Origin of the sequence: Bradyrhizobium sp. LVM 105 (assembly GCF_003957705.1) — a bacterium.
Classification (GTDB): domain Bacteria; phylum Pseudomonadota; class Alphaproteobacteria; order Rhizobiales; family Xanthobacteraceae; genus Bradyrhizobium; species Bradyrhizobium frederickii.
Genome location: NZ_QZMV01000002.1, coordinates 551,696 through 571,085, shown reverse-complemented (window position 1 = coordinate 571,085; position 19,390 = coordinate 551,696). Strand labels below are relative to the sequence as shown.

The window sequence follows — 19,390 nt, the reverse complement described above, 5'->3', positions numbered from 1 at the left end:
ATGGCCACGCCGAACACGCCGCTGTGGGAAGTCTTCATTCGCAGCCGCAACGGGCTCGCGCACAAGCATGTCGGCTCGTTGCATGCGAGCGACGCCACCATGGCCCTGCAAGCCGCCCGCGACATCTACACCCGCCGCGGCGAAGGCCTGTCGATCTGGGTCGTGCCGTCGAGCGCCATCACCGCGAGCGATCCCGCCGAGAAGGGCATGATGTTCGAGCCGGCGGAATCGAAGATCTATCGCCACCCCACATTCTACGAGGTGCCCGAGGAAGTGGGGCATATGTAGCGCTCTCTCCCCTCATGGTGAGGAGCGCGAAGCGCGTCTCGAACCATGAAGGCCCGTGAACTGCAGCCATCCTTCGAGACGGCGCTGCGCGCCTCATCAGGGTGAGGTCGGAACAAGTGGCAAGATGGATAGGACAGATGCCCGTCGCCAACATCCAGGTTTCAGAAACGCCGCTGGTGCTCTACACGCTGCGCCGCGCCGACGATGCGCTGATCCTCGGCCATCGGCTGTCGGAATGGTGCGGACATGCGCCGATGCTGGAAGAGGACATGGCGCTCTCCAACATCGCGCTCGACCTGATCGGCCAGGCGCGCGAGCTCTACAGCTATGCCGCCAAGGTCGAAGGCAAGGACAACGACGAGGACAAGCTCGCTTACTTGCGTGACGTCAGGCAGTACCGCAATCTGCTGCTGGTCGAGCAGCCCAACGGCGATTTCGCCCAGACCTTGGTGCGGCAGTTCTTCTATTCCGCGTTCGCCGACCTCTCCTGGCGCGCGATGATGACCTCGCGCGATGCGACGTTGGCCGCAATCGCCGCCAAGTCGGAGAAGGAGAGCGCCTACCATCTTCGCCACGCCTCGGAGTGGCTCATCCGGCTCGGCGACGGCACCGATGAGAGCCACGCCCGCGCGCAAGCCGCAATCGATCACCTCTGGGCTTTCACGGGCGAGATGTTTGATGTGGACGAAGGCGAGCGCGCCCTGATCCATGCCGGTATCGCCATTGATCCCGGGCTATTGCGCGGCCGCTGGCTGCAGACGATCTCCGATGTCGTCAGCGAAGCCACGCTCGTCCTGCCGCAGAACAACTGGATGCAGCAGGGCGGCCGTACGGGCCGGCACAGCGAACATCTAGGCCATCTCCTCTCCGAGCTGCAATCGATGCAGCGCACCTTCCCGGGGCTAACATGGTGAGCGCGCTGGAGCGCGATAGCGAGCTGCGCACGCGCGCCTGGGCCGCGGCGGCGAGCGTGGTCGACCCGGAGATTCCGGTCTTGACCATCGCCGATCTCGGCGTGCTCCGTGAGATCGTTCTCGACGGCGACCAGGTCGAAGTCAGAATCACCCCGACTTACTCGGGTTGTCCGGCGATGAACATGATCGCGCTGGAGATCGAGCTGGCGCTGGAGCGCGCCGGTTTCCGTCATCCGAAGGTGCGAACCGTGCTGTCGCCGGCGTGGACCACCGACTGGATGAGCGAGGACGGTCGCCAGAAGCTGCGTGCCTACGGCATCGCGCCGCCGCAAGCGTCGAGCTCGCGCCGCGCGCTGTTCGGCGCGCAGGCCGTGGCCTGCCCGCAATGCGGCTCTGAGAACACCGAGCTGCTCTCGGAATTCGGCTCGACCTCCTGCAAGGCGCTGTGGCGCTGCAAGTCCTGCCGCGAACCTTTTGACTATTTCAAGTGTCATTGATCATGTCAGCAGCCGCACCACGCTTCCATCGCCTGGCCGTCAGCGACCTCCGCCGCGAGGCGTCCGACGCCGTTTCGATGACCTTCGCCATTCCCGGCGAGCTCGCTCGCGATTACGCCTTCACGCCCGGCCAGTACCTCACGCTCCGCACCACGCTGGACGGAGAGGAGGTGCGCCGCTCCTATTCGATCTGTTCCGGCCCTGACGAAGGCGAGATCCGCATCGCCGTGAAGAAGGTCGACGGCGGCGCGTTTTCGAGCTGGGCAGCCGAGGATCTCAAATGCGGCGACGAGCTCGACGTGATGACGCCGACCGGCCGCTTCGGCGTGGTTCCCCCGGCAGACCAGGCGCGCATTCATGTCGGCTTCGCCGCAGGCTCCGGCATCACCCCGATCCTGTCGATCGTGAAGGGCGTGCTCGCGCGCGAGCCGGACAGCCGCTTCTTCCTGTTCTACGGTAACCGCACCACCGACAACATCATGTTCCTCGAAGCGCTCGAGGAGCTCAAGGACCGCTTCATCGATCGGCTCTCGCTGTTCCATGTCATCTCCGGCGAGGAGCAGGACATCCCGATCCTGCATGGCCGGCTCGACGGCGACAAGGTGAGGGTGTTGCTGCGCTCGCTGGTGCCGGCCGCAAGCGTCGATCATGTCTATATCTGCGGGCCCCTTGGCATGAGCGAGGACATCGAGGCCACCTGCCGCGCGCTCGGCATCGTGCAGGACCGCATCCACGTCGAGCGCTTCGTTTCCGAATTCGGCGGCAAGCCGCGGCCGAAGAAGGAGGTTGCTCCCGACGCGCCGCCGAAGGCGATCGCCTCGCTGATCATCGACGGCAAGCGCCGCGAGGTGCCGGTGGCCGAGGACGAGGCGATCCTCGATGCCGCGCTGCGCGCCGGCGTCGATCTGCCCTTTGCCTGCAAGGGCGGCATGTGCTCGACCTGCCGCGCCAAGCTGGTCGAGGGCGAAGCCCCGATGGACATCAACTATTCGCTGGAGCCGTGGGAGCTCAAGGCGGGCTTTGTCCTGACCTGCCAGGCCAAGCCGTCATCGGAGCGCGTCGTGGTCGATTATGACCATGTCTGAGCGGGCGCATCAGACGCCAGCGATGCAAATGCGTCGCATTATTTGACAGTTTTGGCCAACCAGCAGAACATCATATGCAAGCATTTGACCGGGAGAGGCGCGTGAACCTCAAAGCCGCTTTGTCGCCTGACAATGTTGCCCGCGCCTGCGCCGACGCGATGTGGGCGGAGGACGACGCCTCCAAGGGACTCGGCATGGAGATCGTCGAGATCGGTCCGGGCTTTGCGACGCTCGCGATGACGGTGCGGCCGGACATGGTCAACGGCCAGCGCATCGCCCATGGCGGCTTCATCTTCACGCTCGCCGATTCCGCCTTCGCCTTTGCCTGCAATTCGCACAATGACCGCGTCGTTGCGGCGCAGGGACAGATCACCTTCATCAAGCCGGGCAGGCTCGGGGATCGCCTCGTCGCGAAGGCGCGTGAGATTACGCGCAGCGGGCGCTCCGGCATCTATGACGTGCGCGTCACTGTCGGCGACTCCGTCATTGCGGAATTCCGCGGACATTCACGCGTCATTCCCGGAACCTGGCTGCCGACCCAGGAACCGTAAGCCCAATAAGACAATAAAAAAGAAAACCGATGATGTGGGGAAACGAAGATGAACCTGACGAGGCTCAAGCAAGGTGGCAACGCCTATAGTCCCGAGATGGACGCGCATGAGCGTGCCTCGCGCGACGAGATCATGGCACTGCAGACGCAGCGGCTGGCCTGGTCGTTGAAGCATGCCTACGACAACGTCGCGCATTATCGCAAGGCCTTCGACAAGGCCGGCGTGCACCCGTCCGATTTCCGGGAACTATCCGATCTCGCGAAATTTCCGTTCACGGTAAAGACCGATCTGCGAGACAATTATCCGTTCAACATGTTTGCCGTGCCGCGCGAGAAGCTGGTGCGCGTGCATGCCTCCTCCGGCACGACGGGCAAGCCGATCGTGGTTGGTTATACGCAAGCCGATATCGACACCTGGTCCGAGGTGATGGCGCGTTCGATCCGCGCCGCCGGCGGCCGCACCGGCATGATCATCCACAACGCCTACGGCTATGGCCTCTTCACCGGCGGGTTAGGGGTGCATTACGGCGCCGAGAAGCTCGGCTGCACCGTGGTGCCGATCTCCGGCGGCATGACCGAGCGGCAGGTGCAGCTCATCAACGATTTCCGGCCCGACATCATTACGGTGACGCCGAGCTACATGCTGGCGATCCTCGACGAGTTCAAGCGCCAGAAGCTCGATCCGCGCCAGTGCTCGCTCAAGGTTGGCATCTTCGGCGCCGAGCCCTGGACCAACGCCATGCGCGGCGAGATCGAGGACGCCTTCGACATGGACGCGACCGACATCTATGGCCTCTCCGAGGTGATAGGCCCCGGCGTCGCGCAGGAATGCATCGAGACCAAGGACGGCCTGCACATCTGGGAGGATCATTTCTACCCCGAGGTGATCGACCCCGAGACCGGCGCGGTGCTGCCCGACGGCGAGAAGGGCGAGCTGGTCTTCACCTCGCTCACCAAGGAGGCGTTCCCGGTGATCCGCTATCGCACCCGCGACCTGACGCGGCTTCTTCCCGGCACGGCACGCCCCGGCATGCGCCGCATGGAGAAGGTGACCGGGCGCTCCGACGACATGATCATCCTGCGCGGCGTCAATTTGTTCCCGACCCAGATCGAGGAGGTGCTGCTCGCGACCGATTGGTGCGGCGGCCACTTCATTCTGGAGCTGACCCGCGAAGGCCGGATGGACGAGCTCACCATCATCGCCGAGGCGCGGCCGGAGAGCTGGGACGGCCGGGGTCTCGTCGACCACGCCGACCGTATCTCCACCCACATCAAGAACACGATCGGGATCAGCTCGAAGGTGAAGGTGGTCGCGCCGGCCACGCTGGAGCGCTCGCTCGGCAAGGCCAAGCGGCTCTACGACAAGCGGCCCAAGGACTAAGTCTCGCCCCTCATGGCGAGCAGGCGCGTTGGCGCCGTCTCGAACCATCCAGGCCCGGCTCGCGCTGCGGGCCTTCATCCTTCGAGACGCCTGCTTCGCAGGCTCTTCAGGATGAAGGGAGGCGGTTGACTCGCCCGGCCCCAAAGGCGACAAGGCCCGCGAGAAATCGCGGGCCTTTTATGTCGTCACTAGATGCCAAATCCGTCGAAGCGCGCTGCGTGCGCCTCAATGCCAAGGCTGAAAACGCCGCCGCGCTTGCGCCGATGGTCGAGCGTCACGCGCTGACGCGCGGTCCGAACGATCTCCTGATCGAGGTGAAGGCTGCCGCCGTCAACCCATCCGACGTGAAGGCCGCGACCGGGCTGATGCCCTATGCGGTGTTCCCGCGCACGCCGGGCCGCGATTATGCCGGCATCGTCATCGACGGGCCGGCCGGCACGGTCGGCCGCGAGGTGTTCGGCTCCTCCGGCGATCTCGGCATCCGCCGCGACGGCACCCATGCCAGCCATCTCGTCGTCGAAGCCGATGCCGTGGTGGAGAAGCCGGAGACGGTGTCGTGGGAGGAGGCCGCCGGCATCGGCGTTCCCTTCGTCACCGCGATGGAAGGCTTTCGCCGCGCGGGCTTGCCGAAGAAGGGCGATACCGTGCTGGTGTTCGGCGTCAACGGCAAGGTCGGCCAGGCCGCGGTGCAGATCGCGACCTGGCAGGGCGCAAGCGTCATCGGCGTGGTCCGCAAGGCGGAGGCCTATGAAGGCCACGCCAATGCGTCGATCGAGGTGATCGATGCCTCCGCGACCGACGTTGCCGCGCGCGTGCGCGAATTCACCGGCGGCAAGGGCGCCGACATCGTCTTCAACACGGTGGGCGATCCCTATTTCGAGGCGGCGCACAAGTCGCTCGCCTTGCGCGGTCGCCAGATCCTGATCGCCGCGATCGAGCGCATCGTGCAGTTCAACATCCTCGAATTCTATCGCGGCCAGCACACCTATGTCGGCATCGACACGCTCGGCCTGTCCTCGGCGGCCACCGGCGCGGTGCTGCGCGACCTCGGCCCGGGCTTTGCGAGCGGCCACCTCAAACCGTTTCCGATCAAGGCGAATGCCGTCTATCCGCTCGAGCGCGCCAAGGAGGCCTATGTCGCGGTCGCCGGCTCTTCGCGCGACCGGGTGATCCTGAAGCCGTAATCATGGAATCGTCCGCCCTCGTCATCCTCGCCGGCCTCGGCATCGGTCTCGTCTACGGCGCCGTGGGTCTGCTCAGCGGCTTCTGCCTGATGAGCAGCATGCGCGGCTGGCTGGCCGAGGGAGACGGACGGCTGGTGCGGACCTATGCACTGGCGATCGCGGTGGCAATCGCCGCGAGCCAGTTCCTCGCCGGCAGCGGCATGGTCGATCTCGGCAAGACGATCTACCTGCAACCATCCCTCTCGGCGCCGGTGCTGTTCCTCGGCGGCCTGCTGTTCGGTTACGGCATGGTGCTGTCGAACGGCTGCGGCTCGCGCGCGCTGGTGCTGCTCGGCCGCGGCAATCTCCGCTCGTTCGTCGTCGTGATCGTGCTCGCCATCGCCGCCCAGATGACGCTCAAGGGCCTGATCGCGCCGGCGCGCATCGCGCTGGTTCAGGCATCGCAAACGACAGTCAACCCGAACTCGCTGCCGTCCTTGCTGGCGACGCTCGGTCTGACGGAATCGCTCTCGCGTGTGGTTGCCACCGTGCTGATCGTGCTTGCATTGATCCTGTTCGCTTTCGCACACCCTGGGTTCCGCCGCTCGGCAGGCCAGATCGCAGCGGGGATCATCGTTGGCCTCCTCGTCGCCGGGGGCTGGTACGTGACCGGCCATCTCGGCGCCGACGACTTCAATCCGATCCCGGTGACCTCCCTGACATTCATCGCGCCGATCGCCGATAGCCTGCAATATGCCATGCTATCGACCGGCCTGACGCTGAACTTCGGCATCGCCACGGTTGCCGGCGTCTTCGCCGGCAGCCTGGCGACGGCGCTCGCAACGCGCCGCTTCAAGCTCGAAGGCTATTCCTCGCCGCGCCACATGCTGCGCTCGGGCAGCGGCGCCGCACTGATGGGGATCGGCGGCGTGATGGCGTTCGGCTGTTCGATCGGGCAGGGGCTCACCGGCGTATCGACGCTCGCACTGGGCTCGTTCGTCGCGCTCGCCGGCATCCTGCTCGGCACGACGGCGGGCTTGCGCGGAGCGCTGCGGGTTCAGCCGGCCCAGAGCGCCGAAGCGGGCTCGACGGCCGCTTGAGCTAATCCGCCGCCTTCGTCACGATGCGGATCTCCGACGTCAGTGTCCGGTGCACCGGGCACTTGTCGGCGATCTCCATCAGCTTCTTGCGTTGCTCGGCATCGAGCGCGCCGTCGATTGTGATGTCGCGTTCGATCTGGTCGAGCATGCCCTCGCGGGTCTCGCATTCTTCGCAGTCTCTTGCGTAGATCTTGGAATGCTTCAGCGTGACGGTGACGCGGTCGAGCGGCAGCGACTTGCGGTCGGCATAGAGGCGCATGGTCATGGAGGTGCAGGCACCGAGGCCGGCAAGCAGGAAGTCGTAGGGCCCGGGGCCCGCGTCCTCGCCGCCGGCCGCGACCGGCTCGTCCGCCACAAGCCGATGCGGGCCGACGGTGATGATCTGGTTGAACTTGCTCTTGCGGGTCTCCTGCACCACGACCTGCCGCGGCGCCTCGGGCAGATCCATCGCCTTCGCGGGCTTTGCGGTGTCGATGTAGCGGCCCGCCCAGGCCGCGATCACGTCGGCCGCGTAGAGCGCGTCGGCGGGCTTGCTCAGCAGATGATCGGCGTGATCGAGCGAGACGAAGCTCTTGGGATGCTTCGCCGCAACGAAGATCTTCGTCGCGTTGTCGATACCGACGGTGTCGTCGACAGGCGAGTGCATCACCAGCAGCGCCTTGTGCAGGCCGGTGATATCGCTCATCAGCTCGTGCTCGGCGATGTCCTCGAGGAATTCGCGCCTGATCCGGAACGGACGTCCAGCAAGCGAGACCTCGACCTCGCCCTCGGCGCGGATGTCATCGAGATGCGCTTTGAAGAGGCCGGTTACGTGCGCCGGGTCGGATGGCGCCGCGATGGTCGCGACGGCCCTGGCTTCCGGGATCTGTCCGGCGGCCGCAAGGATCGCGGCGCCGCCGAGGCTGTGCCCGATCAGGACCGCCGGCGCCTTGCGGACGCTGCGCAGATGGTCGGCGGCGCGGACGAGATCGGCGACGTTGGAGGAGAACGTGGAGTTGGCGAAATCGCCTTCGCTGGAGCCGAGCCCGGTGAAGTCGAAGCGCAGCACCGCGACGCCCTTGGCGGCGAGCGCGACTGAGATGCGCTTGGCCGCCAGCGTATCCTTGCCGCAGGTGAAGCAGTGCGCGAACAGCGCGTAGGCCGCGGGCTCGCCGTCCGGCAATTCCAGCGCGGCCGCAAGCTGATGGCCGCCTTCGCCCGTGAATTGAAAGCGCTCCGTCGGCATGGCTTCCCTCGTTCCAATCTGAACTCTAATCGTCCGAATAGCGCTGCTCGGCCCAGGGATCGCCGCGGTTATGATAGCCCCGGACCTCCCAGAAGCCCGGCGCGTCCTCGGTCAGGAATTCGATGGCCTGGAGCCATTTCGCGCTCTTCCAGAAATACAGATGCGGCACGACCAGCCGCACCGGGCCGCCGTGCTCCTCCGTCAGCGGCTGGCCGGACCAGCTATGGGCGAGCAGGGCATCCTCGGCGGCAAAGTCTTCCAGCGCGAGGTTGGTGGTGTAGCCGTCATAGGAATGCAGCGTCACGAAGCGTGCATCCTCGCGCGGCTGGCAGGCCGCGAGCAACTCTCGCGTGGCGAGCCCTTCCCACTCGTTGTCGTAGCGCGACCAGGTGGTGACGCAATGGATGTCGGAGGTGAACCGGGCCTGCTTCTGGGCCGCGAACTCCGCAAAAGTCCAGAACACGGGGGTCTCGATTGCACCGTAGACGTCGAGCCGCCAGCGCTCACGCGAAATTGGCGGCGTGACGCCGAGATCGAGCACCGGCCAATCCTTGGTGAGATGCTGGCCCGGCGGCAGGCGCTGGTCTTCCGGCCGTGCGATCTTGCCGGTGAGGAAGCGGCCCTCGCGCGCCCACTTCTCCTTGGTGCGGGTCAGCTTGCTGTCGGGCGGCTCGTTGTCGTCAGCCATGGCCGTCCAGCCTCTCCGTACCCGTGTTGGAAAGACTTACATCGCCTTTCCCAGCAGAAATGGCAACTGGCGGGGGCCTCGCACCGTGCCTTGCGACCAGGTCACCGTGCCTGCCGGATCGAGCCGGAAGTCCGGAATGCGCTTCAGCCATTCCTCCAGCGCAACCTGCATCTCCATACGCGCCAGGTTGGAACCGACGCAGCGGTGGATGCCGAGGCCGAAGGCGGCATGGCGGTTTTCGCGGCGGTCGATCACGACTTTGTCGGCATCCGGAAACACCTTGGGATCGCGGTTGGCGGCCGGGAAAGACAACAGCACCATGTTGCCCGCCTTGACCGGACAACCCGAGATCGTCGTGTCCTTGACCACCTCGCGGGCCATCGTCACCGGCGAATAGGCGCGCAGCAGCTCCTCCACCGCGATCGGCATCAGGCCCGGCTCGGCGATCAGCCGCTCACGGTCGGCCGGCGTCTTCGCCAGATGCCAGAGCGAGGAGCCGATCGCGCTCCAGGTGGTGTCGATGCCGGCGATCAGCAGCAGGCGCAGCGAGCCAAGGACGTGGGAGTCTTCGAGCGGATTGCCCTCCTTGTCCCTGGCGTTCATCAGGTAGGAGATGAGATCGTCGGTCGGGTTGTTCTTGCGCTGCTCGATGTGCGCGCCGAAATAGGCGCTCATCTCCTGCACGGCCTGGAGCAGCTTGCTCTCGTCCTTGATGCCGAGCTCGAGCACCATGTGGATCCAGTTGATGAAGAGATCGCTGTCGCTCTCGGGGATGCCCAGCATGTGCGCAATCGCCCGAACGGGAACGTACTTGCTGTAGCGCGCGGCGGCATCGACCTTGCCGTCGGCGATGAACCCGTCGATCAGCTCATTGCAGATCGCGCGCATCCGCGGTTCCAGCTTCTTCATCGCGTCCGGCGTGAACGGCGGCAGCAGCAGCTGCTTGGCCGGCTTGTGCACGGGCGGGTCGGAGGTGATCGGCGGAGCTGCATTCCTGGCGACTTCGGGCCGGACGTCACGCACGATGATGCGGCGCGAGGAGAAATGCTCGGTGTCGTTGGCGATCTCGCGCACGGCTTCATAGGTCGTCGGCATGTAGCAGCCGAGGAAGCGCTTCGTGTGCACGACCGGGCTTGCGGCGCGCATCTCCTCCCAAATCGGGAACGGGTCTTCCGTCCACTGCGGATCGGTGTGGTCGAAATCGTTGACCCAGTCGGTGACGGGCGGATGGGCGACAGGTTGGCTGACGTCGGACATGACGGGGAATCCTCGGGCTGGCGGTCGAATCGCGCGCGGGCACACAGGGAGCCTGCGCTACTCCTCGATCACATCGATTGCGATTTCCGGGCAATTGGCTTTGGCAAGCCAGGCCTTGTCTTCGAGTCCGGGCGGGACCGTGCCGTCGCCGGCTTCGTGCGCGTTGCCGAATTCGTCGAGCTCGAAGAGTTCCGGCGCGAGTGCTTTGCAGCGCGCGTGGCCCTGGCATTTTTCGGGATCGACGTGAACCCTCAGTCGCTCTGTCATGGCGGCATCCTTGGTCGTATGCGCGCGTGGCCCGCAGGGCGGCGCGTTCCTCATGTCACTTTTTTATCCGCGGCATTTACCGCCGGGCTTTAAGTTATATGCTATTACATTCGCGGCAGGCTTTCCCTGTCAAGGGCAAACTTGTAGGCTTGGCCACAACATGCGCTCCCAACTCGCCCGCAAGCCCGAAAACACCTACCATCATGGCGATCTTCGCGATGCTTTGATCAAGGCTGCGCTACGCGAGGCGGAGCGGGGCGGTGCCGAGGCGATCAGCATCAAGGCGTTGGCCAAGCAGCTTGGCGTCTCTCAGCCGGCGCCGTATCGTCACTTTGCCGATCGCGAGGCGCTGCTGGCGGCGGTGACGGCGGAGGCGTTCCGCCAGCTCAGCGCGATCCTGCGCGAGGCGATGGCCAAGCCGTCGAAGCAATCGAAGTTGTCGCTTCTGGCGCAGGCGACCCTGGATTTCGGCCTGCGCCGCAACGGCATCTACCGCCTGATGTTTGCCTCGCGCACCGTCTCATGCGCGGCCAAGGGCAGCGAGTTGCACGAGGCCACGCGCGAGACGTTCGCGCTCGTGATCGAGGCGCTGGAAGCGCCTGCGGTCGGCTATTTGCGCGAGCGGCAAGCGCTCAAGATCTGGGCGGCGTTGCACGGTGTCGTGATGCTGGCCGAGCAGGGCCTGTTCACCGGCGAGGCGGCCCATGCCACGCGCGAGGAGCTGGTCGAGGATTTCGTCAACGAGACGAAGGCCGCGCTCGCGCTCGCGATCAGGGCCGCACGGCGTCGAAAAGCGACGAGCGCCTAAAGCGCGATGCGATTAGGATGAGTCGTCATCGCGCTTTAGGTGGTTGTTTAAGCACGATCTTTTCGGAAAACCGCTACGCACTTTTCCGGGTCATGCTCTAGGCCTTCGCTCCCAACAGCACCATCAGTTTGTCGACGGCGCTGTCAGGCGTGGTGACGACGGGACGGCCGGTGGCTTCTGCGACCAGCGGTGCCGTCGCTGCGATGCTGAACTGCGCCAGCGCGATGACGTCGCAATCGCGCAGGTCCTTTGACGCTTCGACGATCAGGCGGTCGTGCGTGGTGCGGTCGCCGCGGTCGAGCGCCGCCAGCGCGCCCTCGGCAAGTTTCGGAACGACCTGGACCGAGGCCGGAAACTCCGGCGGCATCGAGGCCAGCGTCGGCGGGAAGGTGGAGAGCAGGCCGATGCGCCTGCCCATCGTCACCGCGCGCTCGATCATCGCTTCGTTCGGCTTGAGCACCGGCATCGGCGCCTGCGCGCGCGCGACCGCCTCGATGCAGGGGCCGAAGGCGGAACAAGTGAACAGGATTCCATCCGCTCCCGTCGCCGCTGCGTAATCGCCGAGCGCGAGGAAGCGCTCGGTCATGGCGTCGTCGAGCTTGCCGTCACGGGCCAGATCCGCAGACAGGCTGTCGTCAAGCAGGTTCATCAGCCGCGCCGCCGGCCACGCCTTCGAAAACGCGGCCTCGATCGGGGCGATGGAGTGCTTGAGGGCATGGATGAGGGCGATGCGAGGGGGCGTCGTCATGGAGTGTGACTATCTGGTTCCCGTGCCCCGGACGCAGCGCAGCACGAAGTGATGCGCTGCTGAGCCGGGGCCCATTGTGGTCGCTCGGTCCCGGCTCGGCGCAGCAGCGTTGCACGCTGCAGCGCGTCCGGGACACGAGTGCTGTCTACTTGAACGGGATGGCGTACATCAAGCCGCCCTTGCTCCAGAGGCCGTTGAGGCCGCGATCGAGCTTGAGGGGGCTGGTTTTGCCGACATTGCGCTCGTAGATCTCGCCGTAATTGCCGGTGGCCTTGATGGCGGTGACCAGCCATTTGTTGTCGAGCCCGAGCCGCGAGCCGAGATCGCCGGAGGCGCCGAGCAGGCGCTGGATCGCTGGAGTCTGCGACTTCGTCATCTCGTCGACATTGGCTTGGGTGACGCCGAGCTCCTCGGCCTCGATCAGGCCGTAATGCAGCCAGGTGATGATGTCACTCCAGACCTCGTCGCCGTTGCGAGTGAAGGGGCCGAGCGGCTCCTTGCTGATGGTCTGCGGCAGCACGACGTAATCGGTGGGGTTCGGCGCCGCAGTGGTCACCGCACCGGCGAGCGCGGAGGCATCCTGGGTCATCGCATCGCAGCGGCCGCCGAAGAAGGTCTGGTACATGGTGTCGACGCGGTCGAACACCAGCGGCTTCCAGTCGATGCCGTTGGCGCGGCCGTAATCGCCGAGCGTGACTTCATGCGTGGTGCCCTGAGCCACGCAGACCGTGGCGCCCTTGAGGTCCTTGATGTCCTTGACGCCCAGATCCTTCTTCACGACAAAGCCCTGGCCGTCGTAGAAGTTGATCGGGCCCTGCCGCAAGCCCAGCGTCGCACCGCGCAAATAAGTCTGTGTCGAGTTGCGGTAGAGCACGTCGATCTCGCCCGATTGCAGGGCGGTGAAGCGGTTCTGGGCGGTCAACGAAACGTATCGCACCTTGCTGGCGTCGCCGAGCACGCCGGCCGCGAGCGCGCGGCAATAATCGACGTCGAGACCCTTGTAATTGCCTTGCGAGTCCGGCGCGGAGAAGCCGGCAAAGCCGGCGCTGACGCCGCACACCAGCGTGCCGCGGCTCTTCACCGTGTCGAGCGTCGCGGCGGATGCGACTATTGTCGATGCGACGAGCGCACCCGCCGCGATAACCACTTTCCTCATCATGCTACTCCCCTTAGTGATTGACACTACGCAACACGTTGTCGACGGCCGTGCCGAGCTTGTCGACGATCAGGTCGATCTCGTCGGCGGAGGCGATGTAGGGCGGTGCCAGCAGCACGTGGTCACCGCGCACGCCGTCCACGGTGCCGCCGCCCGGATAGCAGCCGAGCCCAGCAGCAAAGGCTTCCGCCTTGATCCTCTGATGGAGCTTGAGCGCGGGATCGAACGAGGTGCGGCTGGCGCGATCGGCGACCAGCTCGATCGCCCAGAACAGGCCGCGGCCCCTGATATCGCCGACATGGCGGTGATTGCCGAGGCGCTCGATCAGCCGCTGCTCCAGCTGCTTGCCGCGCTCCCTCACGCGGTCGAGCAGGCGATCTTCGCGGATCACATCCTGCACCGCGAGCGCGGCCGCGCAGGCGAGGGGATGTGCCAGGTAAGTATGGCCGTGCAGGAAGGAGCCCGAGCCTGAGCGGATCGTGTCGATGATCTTGCCGCTCGCGAGCATCGCCCCGATCGGCTGGTAGCCTCCGCCGAGCCCCTTTGCGATCGCCTGGATGTCGGGCGCGACGCCTTCCTGCTCCCAGGCGTGCGTGGTGCCGGTGCGGCCCATGCCGCACATGACCTCGTCGAGGATGAGCAGCGCACCGTGCCTGTCGCAGATCTCGCGCACCGCTCTGAAGTAGCCGTCCGGTGCCGTCACCGCGCCGGCGGTGGCTCCGACGACCGGCTCGGCGAGGAACGCTGCGACGGTGTTGGGGCCGAGCCGCTGGAATTCGGTCTCCAGCTCGGCCGCCAGCCGTGCCACGAACTGCGCGTCCGACTCGCCATCGTGCTTCTCGTGATAGGCGAAGGCCGGTGTCACGTGGCTGAAGGCGCCGGAGAGCAGCGGCGCGTAAGGCGCACGCCGCCAGGCATTGCCCCCAGCGGCGAGCGCGCCGAGCGTGTTGCCGTGGTAGCTCTGACGCCGCGCGATGAAATGCTGCCGCTGCGGCTCGTCGCGCTCGATAAAATATTGCCGCGCGAGCTTGATGCTCGCCTCGATCGCCTCGGATCCGCCGCTGACGAAATAGGCATAGGCGAGACCGCCGGGCTCGTGCCCGACCAGCGTTTCGGCGAGGGCTTCGGCGGGCTCGGACGAAAAGAACGCGGTATGCGCATAGGCTAAGGTCGAGGCCTGTTTCGCCATCGCCGCGATCACGCGCGGATGCTGATGGCCGAGGCACGAGACGGCCGCCCCGCCGGAGGCGTCGATCACGCGCCGCCCGTCCTCGGCGAAAAGATAGACGCCTTCGCCGCCGATCGCCTTGGGCGGCGTCTCGCGCAGCGAGCGGTGCAGCACGCGGCTGATGCGGGCGGCCATGGTCAACCTTTCTCTGAAACGTAGATGGAGGCAGCAGCGAGCCGCGCCTCGGTAGTCTCCAGGCGCTTCTTCGCGGCGACGCCGCCGAGCGAGAACGTCACGGCAGCCAGCGATTGCGCGATCGCGATCGCGCCGGTGAGGCTGGGGAAGAAGCCGGGAGAGGAGGCCGCCTCGAACAGCAGCACGTGGTCGGCGCCCTCGGCCATCGGCGCGGAAAGGCTGTCCGCGATCGCGATCAGTGTCGCGCCGCCGCGATAGGCGGCCTGTGCGACGCCGACGCTCGCATGGGTATAGGGCAGAAAGCCGACGACGATGACGGCCTCGCCGGGCCGGAAGGCGCCGAGGTCGAGATCGTCGGGGCCGGATGTGCCGATGAGTTGCACCTGCTCGGGCCGGAATAACCTCAGTTCATAGTTCAGCAATTCCGCAACGCTGCGGCAGCTCCGGTAGCCCGCGATCCAGATACGCTTGGCCTCGTGCAGCGCACGGGCCGCCTCCGCAATCGGCTGGGCCGGGATCCGCGGAAGCCCGGCGGCCTCGGCCTCGAGCTTGTCGGTGACGAGCGCGACGTCGGCGTTCGGGCCGGACCGGCGGCCTCTGGCACGGCCGGAGAAGGGAGAGGTCGGCGATGGTCGCCGTGCCTCGGTCAGCGCCGCGCGCAATTCGTCCCAGCCCGAATAGCCGATCGCCTTGGCAAGGCGCGTGAACGCGGCGGGGTCGGCGCCGGCCTCCGCCGCGAGGTCGCGCATCGAACGGGTGGTGGCGTCGTAATCGTTGGCGGCGACGAAGCGCCCGACCTCCTGCAGTCGCATCGGGAGCGATGGCAATGCAATGCGCAGTTCGCTCAGGGGCGAGGATTTCGCGGGCTCGGCCATGAAACATTTGTTGCATGAATTTTACATCGGTGCAACAGTTGACGTGCGCTGCCGGAAACGTCGCTCTCGAGAAGGATTTTTGCGCTGTGACCACGGACGCCCGGAGACCGCCGCCGCGCCGCCTGTTCGGCGCATGGGGACGCCGCGAGCTGCAAGGCCTGCTCTGGCAGGTGCTGGTGGTCGGGATCGCGGTCGCGGTTATCGGCTTCCTCTGGTCCAACACCGTCACCAACCTCACGGCGCGCCGCATCACGACCGGCTTTGCCTTCCTCGGCCGCGAGGCCGGCATGCCGATCGCCGACAGCCTGTTCGCCTACAATCCGAAAGACACGTATCTCTGGGCCTTCGTCGTCGGCGTCGGCAACACCTTGCGCGTCGCCGTGATTGGGATTGTGCTCGCGACGGTCCTGGGCACGCTGATCGGCATCTCGCGCTTGTCGGCCAACTGGCTGCTGTCACGACTTGCCGCCGTCTATGTCGAAACGCTCCGCGACATCCCGCTGCTGCTGCAACTCCTGTTCTGGTACGTCCTGATGCAGGCGCTGCCGGCCGCGCGCGCGGCATGGCGGCCGATCGAGGGCGTGTTCCTGTCCAATCGCGGGCTGATCCTGCCGGCAATTCCGATTGGCCCGCTGCAGCTTTGGGTGCTCGGCGCCGCGTTGCTCGGATGTGCCGCGTTCTATCTCGTCAGAAGGCAGCTTATCGCGCAGCAATTGCGCGACGGCAAGCCGCGGCCGGGCTGGCCGTTCGCGCTTGCCCTGATCGTCGGACTTCCGGTGCTGGTGTCGGTGCTGCTCGGGGTGTCCTGGACCATCGAATGGCCGGAGCTGCGCGGCTTCAATTTCGTCGGCGGGCTGACGCTCGCTCCGGAATATTTCGCGCTGCTGATTGCGCTCGTGACCTACACCTCGGCCTTCATCGCCGAGATCGTGCGCAGCGGCATCCAGTCCGTGCCGCGCGGGCAATGGGACGCCGCCAACGCACTGGGCCTGCGCCGCAGCTTCATGCTGCGGCAGATCATCCTGCCGCAGGCGCTGCGTGTCATCGTGCCGCCGATGACGAGCCAATATCTCAACCTGACCAAGAATTCCTCGCTTGCGGTGGCGATCGGCTACCAGGACGTGGTCTCGATCGCCAACACCACGTTGAACCAGACCGGCCAGGCGATCGAAGCCATCGCGCTGATCATGGCGGTGTTCCTGACGATCAGCCTCTCCATCAGTTTCTTCATGAACTGGTACAATGCGCGCATCGCACTGGTGGAGCGCTGACGATGACGGCGATCGCCGATGTTCCGGAGGCACCGCGCGCCGCCCGCCGTCCGCAGATCGGAAACCCCGTGCTGCGCTGGCTGCGCGCCAATCTGTTCTCGTCGATTCCGAACGGCATTTTGTCGGTCGTGCTGCTGGCGCTTCTCGCCAAGGGAATCTTCAGCTTCGTGCAGTGGGGTATCGCGAATGCAGTGTGGCTGACGCCTGCGAACGATTCCAGCGCCTGCCGCGCGGCGCGCGGCGTCGGCGCCTGTTGGGCGATCATTCCGGAAAAGTACCGCTTCATCCTGTTCGGGACCTATCCGTTCGACGAGCAGTGGCGGCCGGCGCTGTCGGTGCTGCTGTTCATCGCGCTGTTCTATCTCTCGAGCCGCCGCGCTCTGTGGCGGCGCGAGCTCGTCCTGGTCTGGATCGGAGCGCTCGCGCTGATCAGCGTGTTGATGTGGGGCGGGGTGCTCGGGCTATCCTTCGTCTCGCAGGATCGCTGGGGCGGTCTGCCGGTGACGTTGATTCTGGCGACCTTCGGCCTTGCATTCGGCTTTCCGCTCGGCATCCTCGTCGCGCTCGGCCGGCGCTCCAAGCTGCCTGCGATCCGCTCGCTCAGCGTGCTCTATGTCGAGCTGATCCGCGGCGTGCCGCTGGTGAGCCTGCTGTTCATGGCGAGCGTGATGTTCCCGCTATTCATGCCCAGCGGCTTCAACATCGACAAGCTCTTGCGCGCGCAGATCGCGATCATCCTGTTCGCGGGCGCCTATCTCGCCGAGGTCATCCGCGGCGGCCTGCAGGCCGTGCCCCGCGGGCAATACGAGGCTGCCGAGGCACTCGGGCTGTCCTACTGGCGCAAGCACCGGCTGATCATCCTGCCGCAGGCTATCCGCCACGTCATCCCGCCGCTGGTCAACACCTTCATCGCCTTCTTCAAGGACACCAGCCTGGTGCTGATCATCGGCATCTTCGACCTGCTGACGACGGCGAAGACCGCGATCATCGATCCCGCCTGGCAGCAATTTTCGGTCGAGGTCTACATCTTCGTGGCCGCGATCTACTTCGTCTTCTGTTTCGCGATGTCGCGCTACAGTCGCAGCCTGGAGGCGCCGACAACGCCAAAGTGACGGTTTCTCGTTTGGTGCCGCTTGTTTGCGCTTGCGCAGATTGCCGATCTTGACCTCTAATACCAGAGGTTGCTCCTGCGGTCGATTTGGCGAGGCTGTCATGCGCGTGGCCGTTTTGCGGCAATTCACCGCCGCCCAGATCTGCGTCCTGATCTTCACAACCACTCTCGGCGTGTCATCGTGCGCCGCGGAGGGGTTACGGCGCTATCGCGCGCCGATCGGTGAGAGTTCGATTTCGGGAATTTCGTCGGGCGCGTTCATGGCCGTTCAGTTCGGCACGGCATGGTCGTCGGTGATCAAGGGCGTCGGCGTGGTCGCAGGCGGCCCTTACTGGTGCGCAAAGGCGGACGCGTTTGATGCCGTCACCTGGTACTGGGGGCCGATCCGGCGGGCCACGGGTGCATGCATGAAAGGGCCGGCGTCGGATCTGAATCCGAAGGATTTTACGGCAAAGGCCGACGCGAAGGCCGCAGCGGGCGAGATCGACCCTCTCAGCAATGTCGGCAGGCAGAAGATCTATCTCTTTCACGGCTACAATGACGCGATCGTCGACAAGGCCGCGACCGATGCGGCCGCCGATTTCTATCGCCACTATCTGGGAGATGCCAATCGCGGCAACTTGTTCTATCAGGCCACGCTCGGCGCGGGCCACTCGTTCGTCGTGGCGAAACAGGGCGCACCCGGGCTCAACGACTGCAAGGCCAACACGGCGCCCTATATCGACCAATGCGGCTATGACCAGGCCGGCGTCATCCTGCAGCATATTTACGGCCGCCTGAATCCGCCCAATGCCGCGCAGCTTGCAGGTTCAGTGAAGAGCTTTGATCAATCGATCTATACCACGCCGCATCTGCCCGACGCGTTGAGCATGGGCGATACCGGCTATGTGTTCGTACCCAGGGATTGCGAGCAGGGCAGTCCGTGTCGCGTCCACGTCGCGCTCCACGGATGCAAGCAGGACGTCGCCGATATCGGACGCAAATTCGTGGATGAGGCCGGCTACAATGAGTGGGCGGACACGAACCGCATGATCATTCTCTATCCGCAGACCAAGACCAGCCCATACTGGCCAAGCAATCCGCAGGCCTGTTGGGATTGGTGGAGTTACGTCAACCATCAGGATAGCTACGTGACGAAGTCCGGATCGCAAATCAAGGCGATCAAGGCGATGCTGGATGCGCTCACGGCCGCTGCCGCGGCGCCTGCCGGCGTGACCGCGCCCTCGCTATCGGCACCGCAGTCGCTCACGGTGATCGATACGTCGGATAGCGGCGCTGACCTGGCCTGGTCTCCAGGAGACGACGGAACAATCTACCGGGTTTCGCGTGCGGGACCCGATGGTGCGTTCCAAGCGGTTGGCGACGTAACAGGCGCGAGCTTTGGGGATTCCGGTCTGACGCCGCAAACAACATATCGATGGCGTGTCTCGGTCATTCTGAACGGGGCGGTGGGCCCGAGCTCCGAGGAGGCGACCGGCACCACGCGATCGACGCCTCCTCGCTGCGATAATCCCGGCTCCTGCCCGATCGCCAAATAGCGAACCGAGCAACCGTCCCAGCCTGGAGGCGACCAGCGGGAGGTGAGGTCTCGTGTCCCGGCTCTGCGACGCAGCGCTGGCGCGCTGCCCCTTGTCCGGGACACG

20 protein-coding genes are annotated in these 19,390 nt (G+C 65.5%); 12 read left to right on the top strand and 8 right to left on the bottom strand.

Going from position 1 to position 19,390, the window contains the following annotated elements:
* From paaB to D6B98_RS07915, 8 genes are all read left to right on the top strand, one after another.
* Complete coding sequence (gene paaB / locus D6B98_RS07950) at positions 1-288, top strand: 1,2-phenylacetyl-CoA epoxidase subunit PaaB (RefSeq protein WP_015687593.1); 288 nt, start codon at positions 1-3, stop codon at positions 286-288.
* A gap of 137 nt (positions 289-425) precedes the next feature.
* Complete coding sequence (gene paaC / locus D6B98_RS07945) at positions 426-1,202, top strand: 1,2-phenylacetyl-CoA epoxidase subunit PaaC (protein WP_126256452.1); 777 nt, start codon at positions 426-428, stop codon at positions 1,200-1,202.
* Positions 1,196-1,699: a 1,2-phenylacetyl-CoA epoxidase subunit PaaD gene (gene paaD, locus D6B98_RS07940; protein ID WP_126256451.1), complete on the top strand. Its 504-nt coding sequence runs from the start codon at positions 1,196-1,198 to the stop codon at positions 1,697-1,699. The genes paaC and paaD overlap by 7 nt, the downstream gene beginning before the upstream one ends.
* 2 nt (positions 1,700-1,701) lie before the next feature.
* Complete coding sequence (gene paaE / locus D6B98_RS07935) at positions 1,702-2,784, top strand: 1,2-phenylacetyl-CoA epoxidase subunit PaaE (protein WP_126256450.1); 1,083 nt, start codon at positions 1,702-1,704, stop codon at positions 2,782-2,784.
* Positions 2,785-2,885: 101 nt separating this feature from the next.
* Complete coding sequence (gene paaI, locus D6B98_RS07930; protein WP_164718463.1) at positions 2,886-3,335, top strand: hydroxyphenylacetyl-CoA thioesterase PaaI; 450 nt, start codon at positions 2,886-2,888, stop codon at positions 3,333-3,335.
* 48 nt (positions 3,336-3,383) lie between these two features.
* Complete coding sequence (paaK, locus tag D6B98_RS07925; RefSeq protein WP_126256448.1) at positions 3,384-4,715, top strand: phenylacetate--CoA ligase PaaK; 1,332 nt, start codon at positions 3,384-3,386, stop codon at positions 4,713-4,715.
* 179 nt (positions 4,716-4,894) lie between these two features.
* Positions 4,895-5,899: a quinone oxidoreductase family protein gene (locus tag D6B98_RS07920; RefSeq protein WP_126256447.1), complete on the top strand. Its 1,005-nt coding sequence runs from the start codon at positions 4,895-4,897 to the stop codon at positions 5,897-5,899.
* A gap of 2 nt (positions 5,900-5,901) precedes the next feature.
* A complete protein-coding gene (locus D6B98_RS07915; RefSeq protein ID WP_126256446.1) occupies positions 5,902-6,978 on the top strand; it encodes a YeeE/YedE family protein in 1,077 nt (358 codons plus the stop codon).
* 1 nt (position 6,979) lies between these two features.
* Here D6B98_RS07915 and D6B98_RS07910 read toward each other — a convergent pair whose 3' ends face one another.
* The 4 genes from D6B98_RS07910 to D6B98_RS07895 are packed head-to-tail and all read right to left on the bottom strand — an operon-like array spanning position 6,980 to position 10,415.
* Entirely contained in the window at positions 6,980-8,203 is a 1,224-nt protein-coding gene (locus tag D6B98_RS07910; protein ID WP_126256445.1) for a bifunctional alpha/beta hydrolase/OsmC family protein, read from the bottom strand.
* A gap of 25 nt (positions 8,204-8,228) precedes the next feature.
* Complete coding sequence (locus D6B98_RS07905) at positions 8,229-8,891, bottom strand: sulfite oxidase-like oxidoreductase (protein ID WP_126256444.1); 663 nt, start codon at positions 8,889-8,891, stop codon at positions 8,229-8,231.
* 36 nt (positions 8,892-8,927) lie between these two features.
* Positions 8,928-10,148, bottom strand: coding sequence for a cytochrome P450 (locus D6B98_RS07900; protein ID WP_126256443.1), 1,221 nt, complete (start codon positions 10,146-10,148; stop codon positions 8,928-8,930).
* 57 nt (positions 10,149-10,205) lie between these two features.
* Positions 10,206-10,415, bottom strand: a complete 210-nt coding sequence (locus D6B98_RS07895) for a ferredoxin (RefSeq protein WP_126256754.1) — start codon at positions 10,413-10,415, stop codon at positions 10,206-10,208.
* Positions 10,416-10,575: 160 nt separating this feature from the next.
* Between D6B98_RS07895 and D6B98_RS07890 the strand changes: the two genes are divergently transcribed.
* Complete coding sequence (locus D6B98_RS07890; protein ID WP_126256442.1) at positions 10,576-11,223, top strand: TetR/AcrR family transcriptional regulator; 648 nt, start codon at positions 10,576-10,578, stop codon at positions 11,221-11,223.
* 97 nt (positions 11,224-11,320) lie between these two features.
* On the opposite strand, the gene D6B98_RS07885 is transcribed toward D6B98_RS07890, so the two are convergent.
* The 4 genes from D6B98_RS07885 to D6B98_RS07870 all read right to left on the bottom strand — a co-directional run bounded on the left by D6B98_RS07885 (position 11,321) and on the right by D6B98_RS07870 (position 15,365).
* Complete coding sequence (locus D6B98_RS07885) at positions 11,321-11,971, bottom strand: aspartate/glutamate racemase family protein (RefSeq protein WP_126256441.1); 651 nt, start codon at positions 11,969-11,971, stop codon at positions 11,321-11,323.
* Positions 11,972-12,116: 145 nt separating this feature from the next.
* On the bottom strand, positions 12,117-13,130 hold the full coding sequence (locus D6B98_RS07880; RefSeq protein ID WP_126256440.1) for an amino acid ABC transporter substrate-binding protein: 1,014 nt from the start codon (positions 13,128-13,130) through the stop codon (positions 12,117-12,119).
* Between the two features lie 10 nt (positions 13,131-13,140).
* The gene (locus D6B98_RS07875; protein ID WP_126256439.1) at positions 13,141-14,490 is read right to left on the bottom strand and encodes an aspartate aminotransferase family protein; all 1,350 of its coding nucleotides are present in this window, start codon (positions 14,488-14,490) and stop codon (positions 13,141-13,143) included.
* Between the two features lie 2 nt (positions 14,491-14,492).
* A complete protein-coding gene (locus D6B98_RS07870; RefSeq protein ID WP_126256438.1) occupies positions 14,493-15,365 on the bottom strand; it encodes a MurR/RpiR family transcriptional regulator in 873 nt (290 codons plus the stop codon).
* Between the two features lie 86 nt (positions 15,366-15,451).
* Here D6B98_RS07870 and D6B98_RS07865 point away from each other — a divergent pair, with 86 nt between their 5' ends.
* Genes D6B98_RS07865 through D6B98_RS07855 form a run of 3 tightly spaced genes read left to right on the top strand, consistent with a single transcriptional unit; the run spans position 15,452 to position 19,285 of the window.
* Positions 15,452-16,636: an amino acid ABC transporter permease gene (locus tag D6B98_RS07865; RefSeq protein ID WP_126256437.1), complete on the top strand. Its 1,185-nt coding sequence runs from the start codon at positions 15,452-15,454 to the stop codon at positions 16,634-16,636.
* Between the two features lie 2 nt (positions 16,637-16,638).
* Entirely contained in the window at positions 16,639-17,748 is a 1,110-nt protein-coding gene (locus D6B98_RS07860) for an amino acid ABC transporter permease (protein WP_126256436.1), read from the top strand.
* 40 nt (positions 17,749-17,788) lie between these two features.
* Complete coding sequence (locus tag D6B98_RS07855; protein ID WP_126256435.1) at positions 17,789-19,285, top strand: extracellular catalytic domain type 2 short-chain-length polyhydroxyalkanoate depolymerase; 1,497 nt, start codon at positions 17,789-17,791, stop codon at positions 19,283-19,285.
* The last annotated feature ends 105 nt before the right edge of the window (positions 19,286-19,390 follow it).

Bases quoted from the DNA above. Each gene is read 5' to 3' on its own strand.
- paaB (WP_015687593.1), top strand. From the start codon at position 1: ATGGCCACGCCGAACACGCCGCTGTGGGAAGTCTTCATTCGCAGCCGC.
- paaC (WP_126256452.1), top strand. From the start codon at position 426: ATGCCCGTCGCCAACATCCAGGTTTCAGAAACGCCGCTGGTGCTCTAC.
- paaD (WP_126256451.1), top strand. From the start codon at position 1,196: ATGGTGAGCGCGCTGGAGCGCGATAGCGAGCTGCGCACGCGCGCCTGG.
- paaE (WP_126256450.1), top strand. From the start codon at position 1,702: ATGTCAGCAGCCGCACCACGCTTCCATCGCCTGGCCGTCAGCGACCTC.
- paaK (WP_126256448.1), top strand. From the start codon at position 3,384: ATGAACCTGACGAGGCTCAAGCAAGGTGGCAACGCCTATAGTCCCGAG.
- D6B98_RS07920 (WP_126256447.1), top strand. From the start codon at position 4,895: ATGTCGTCACTAGATGCCAAATCCGTCGAAGCGCGCTGCGTGCGCCTC.
- D6B98_RS07915 (WP_126256446.1), top strand. From the start codon at position 5,902: ATGGAATCGTCCGCCCTCGTCATCCTCGCCGGCCTCGGCATCGGTCTC.
- D6B98_RS07910 (WP_126256445.1), bottom strand. From the start codon at position 8,203: ATGCCGACGGAGCGCTTTCAATTCACGGGCGAAGGCGGCCATCAGCTT.
- D6B98_RS07905 (WP_126256444.1), bottom strand. From the start codon at position 8,891: ATGGCTGACGACAACGAGCCGCCCGACAGCAAGCTGACCCGCACCAAG.
- D6B98_RS07900 (WP_126256443.1), bottom strand. From the start codon at position 10,148: ATGTCCGACGTCAGCCAACCTGTCGCCCATCCGCCCGTCACCGACTGG.
- D6B98_RS07895 (WP_126256754.1), bottom strand. From the start codon at position 10,415: ATGACAGAGCGACTGAGGGTTCACGTCGATCCCGAAAAATGCCAGGGC.
- D6B98_RS07890 (WP_126256442.1), top strand. From the start codon at position 10,576: ATGCGCTCCCAACTCGCCCGCAAGCCCGAAAACACCTACCATCATGGC.
- D6B98_RS07885 (WP_126256441.1), bottom strand. From the start codon at position 11,971: ATGACGACGCCCCCTCGCATCGCCCTCATCCATGCCCTCAAGCACTCC.
- D6B98_RS07880 (WP_126256440.1), bottom strand. From the start codon at position 13,130: ATGATGAGGAAAGTGGTTATCGCGGCGGGTGCGCTCGTCGCATCGACA.
- D6B98_RS07875 (WP_126256439.1), bottom strand. From the start codon at position 14,490: ATGGCCGCCCGCATCAGCCGCGTGCTGCACCGCTCGCTGCGCGAGACG.
- D6B98_RS07870 (WP_126256438.1), bottom strand. From the start codon at position 15,365: ATGGCCGAGCCCGCGAAATCCTCGCCCCTGAGCGAACTGCGCATTGCA.
- D6B98_RS07860 (WP_126256436.1), top strand. From the start codon at position 16,639: ATGACGGCGATCGCCGATGTTCCGGAGGCACCGCGCGCCGCCCGCCGT.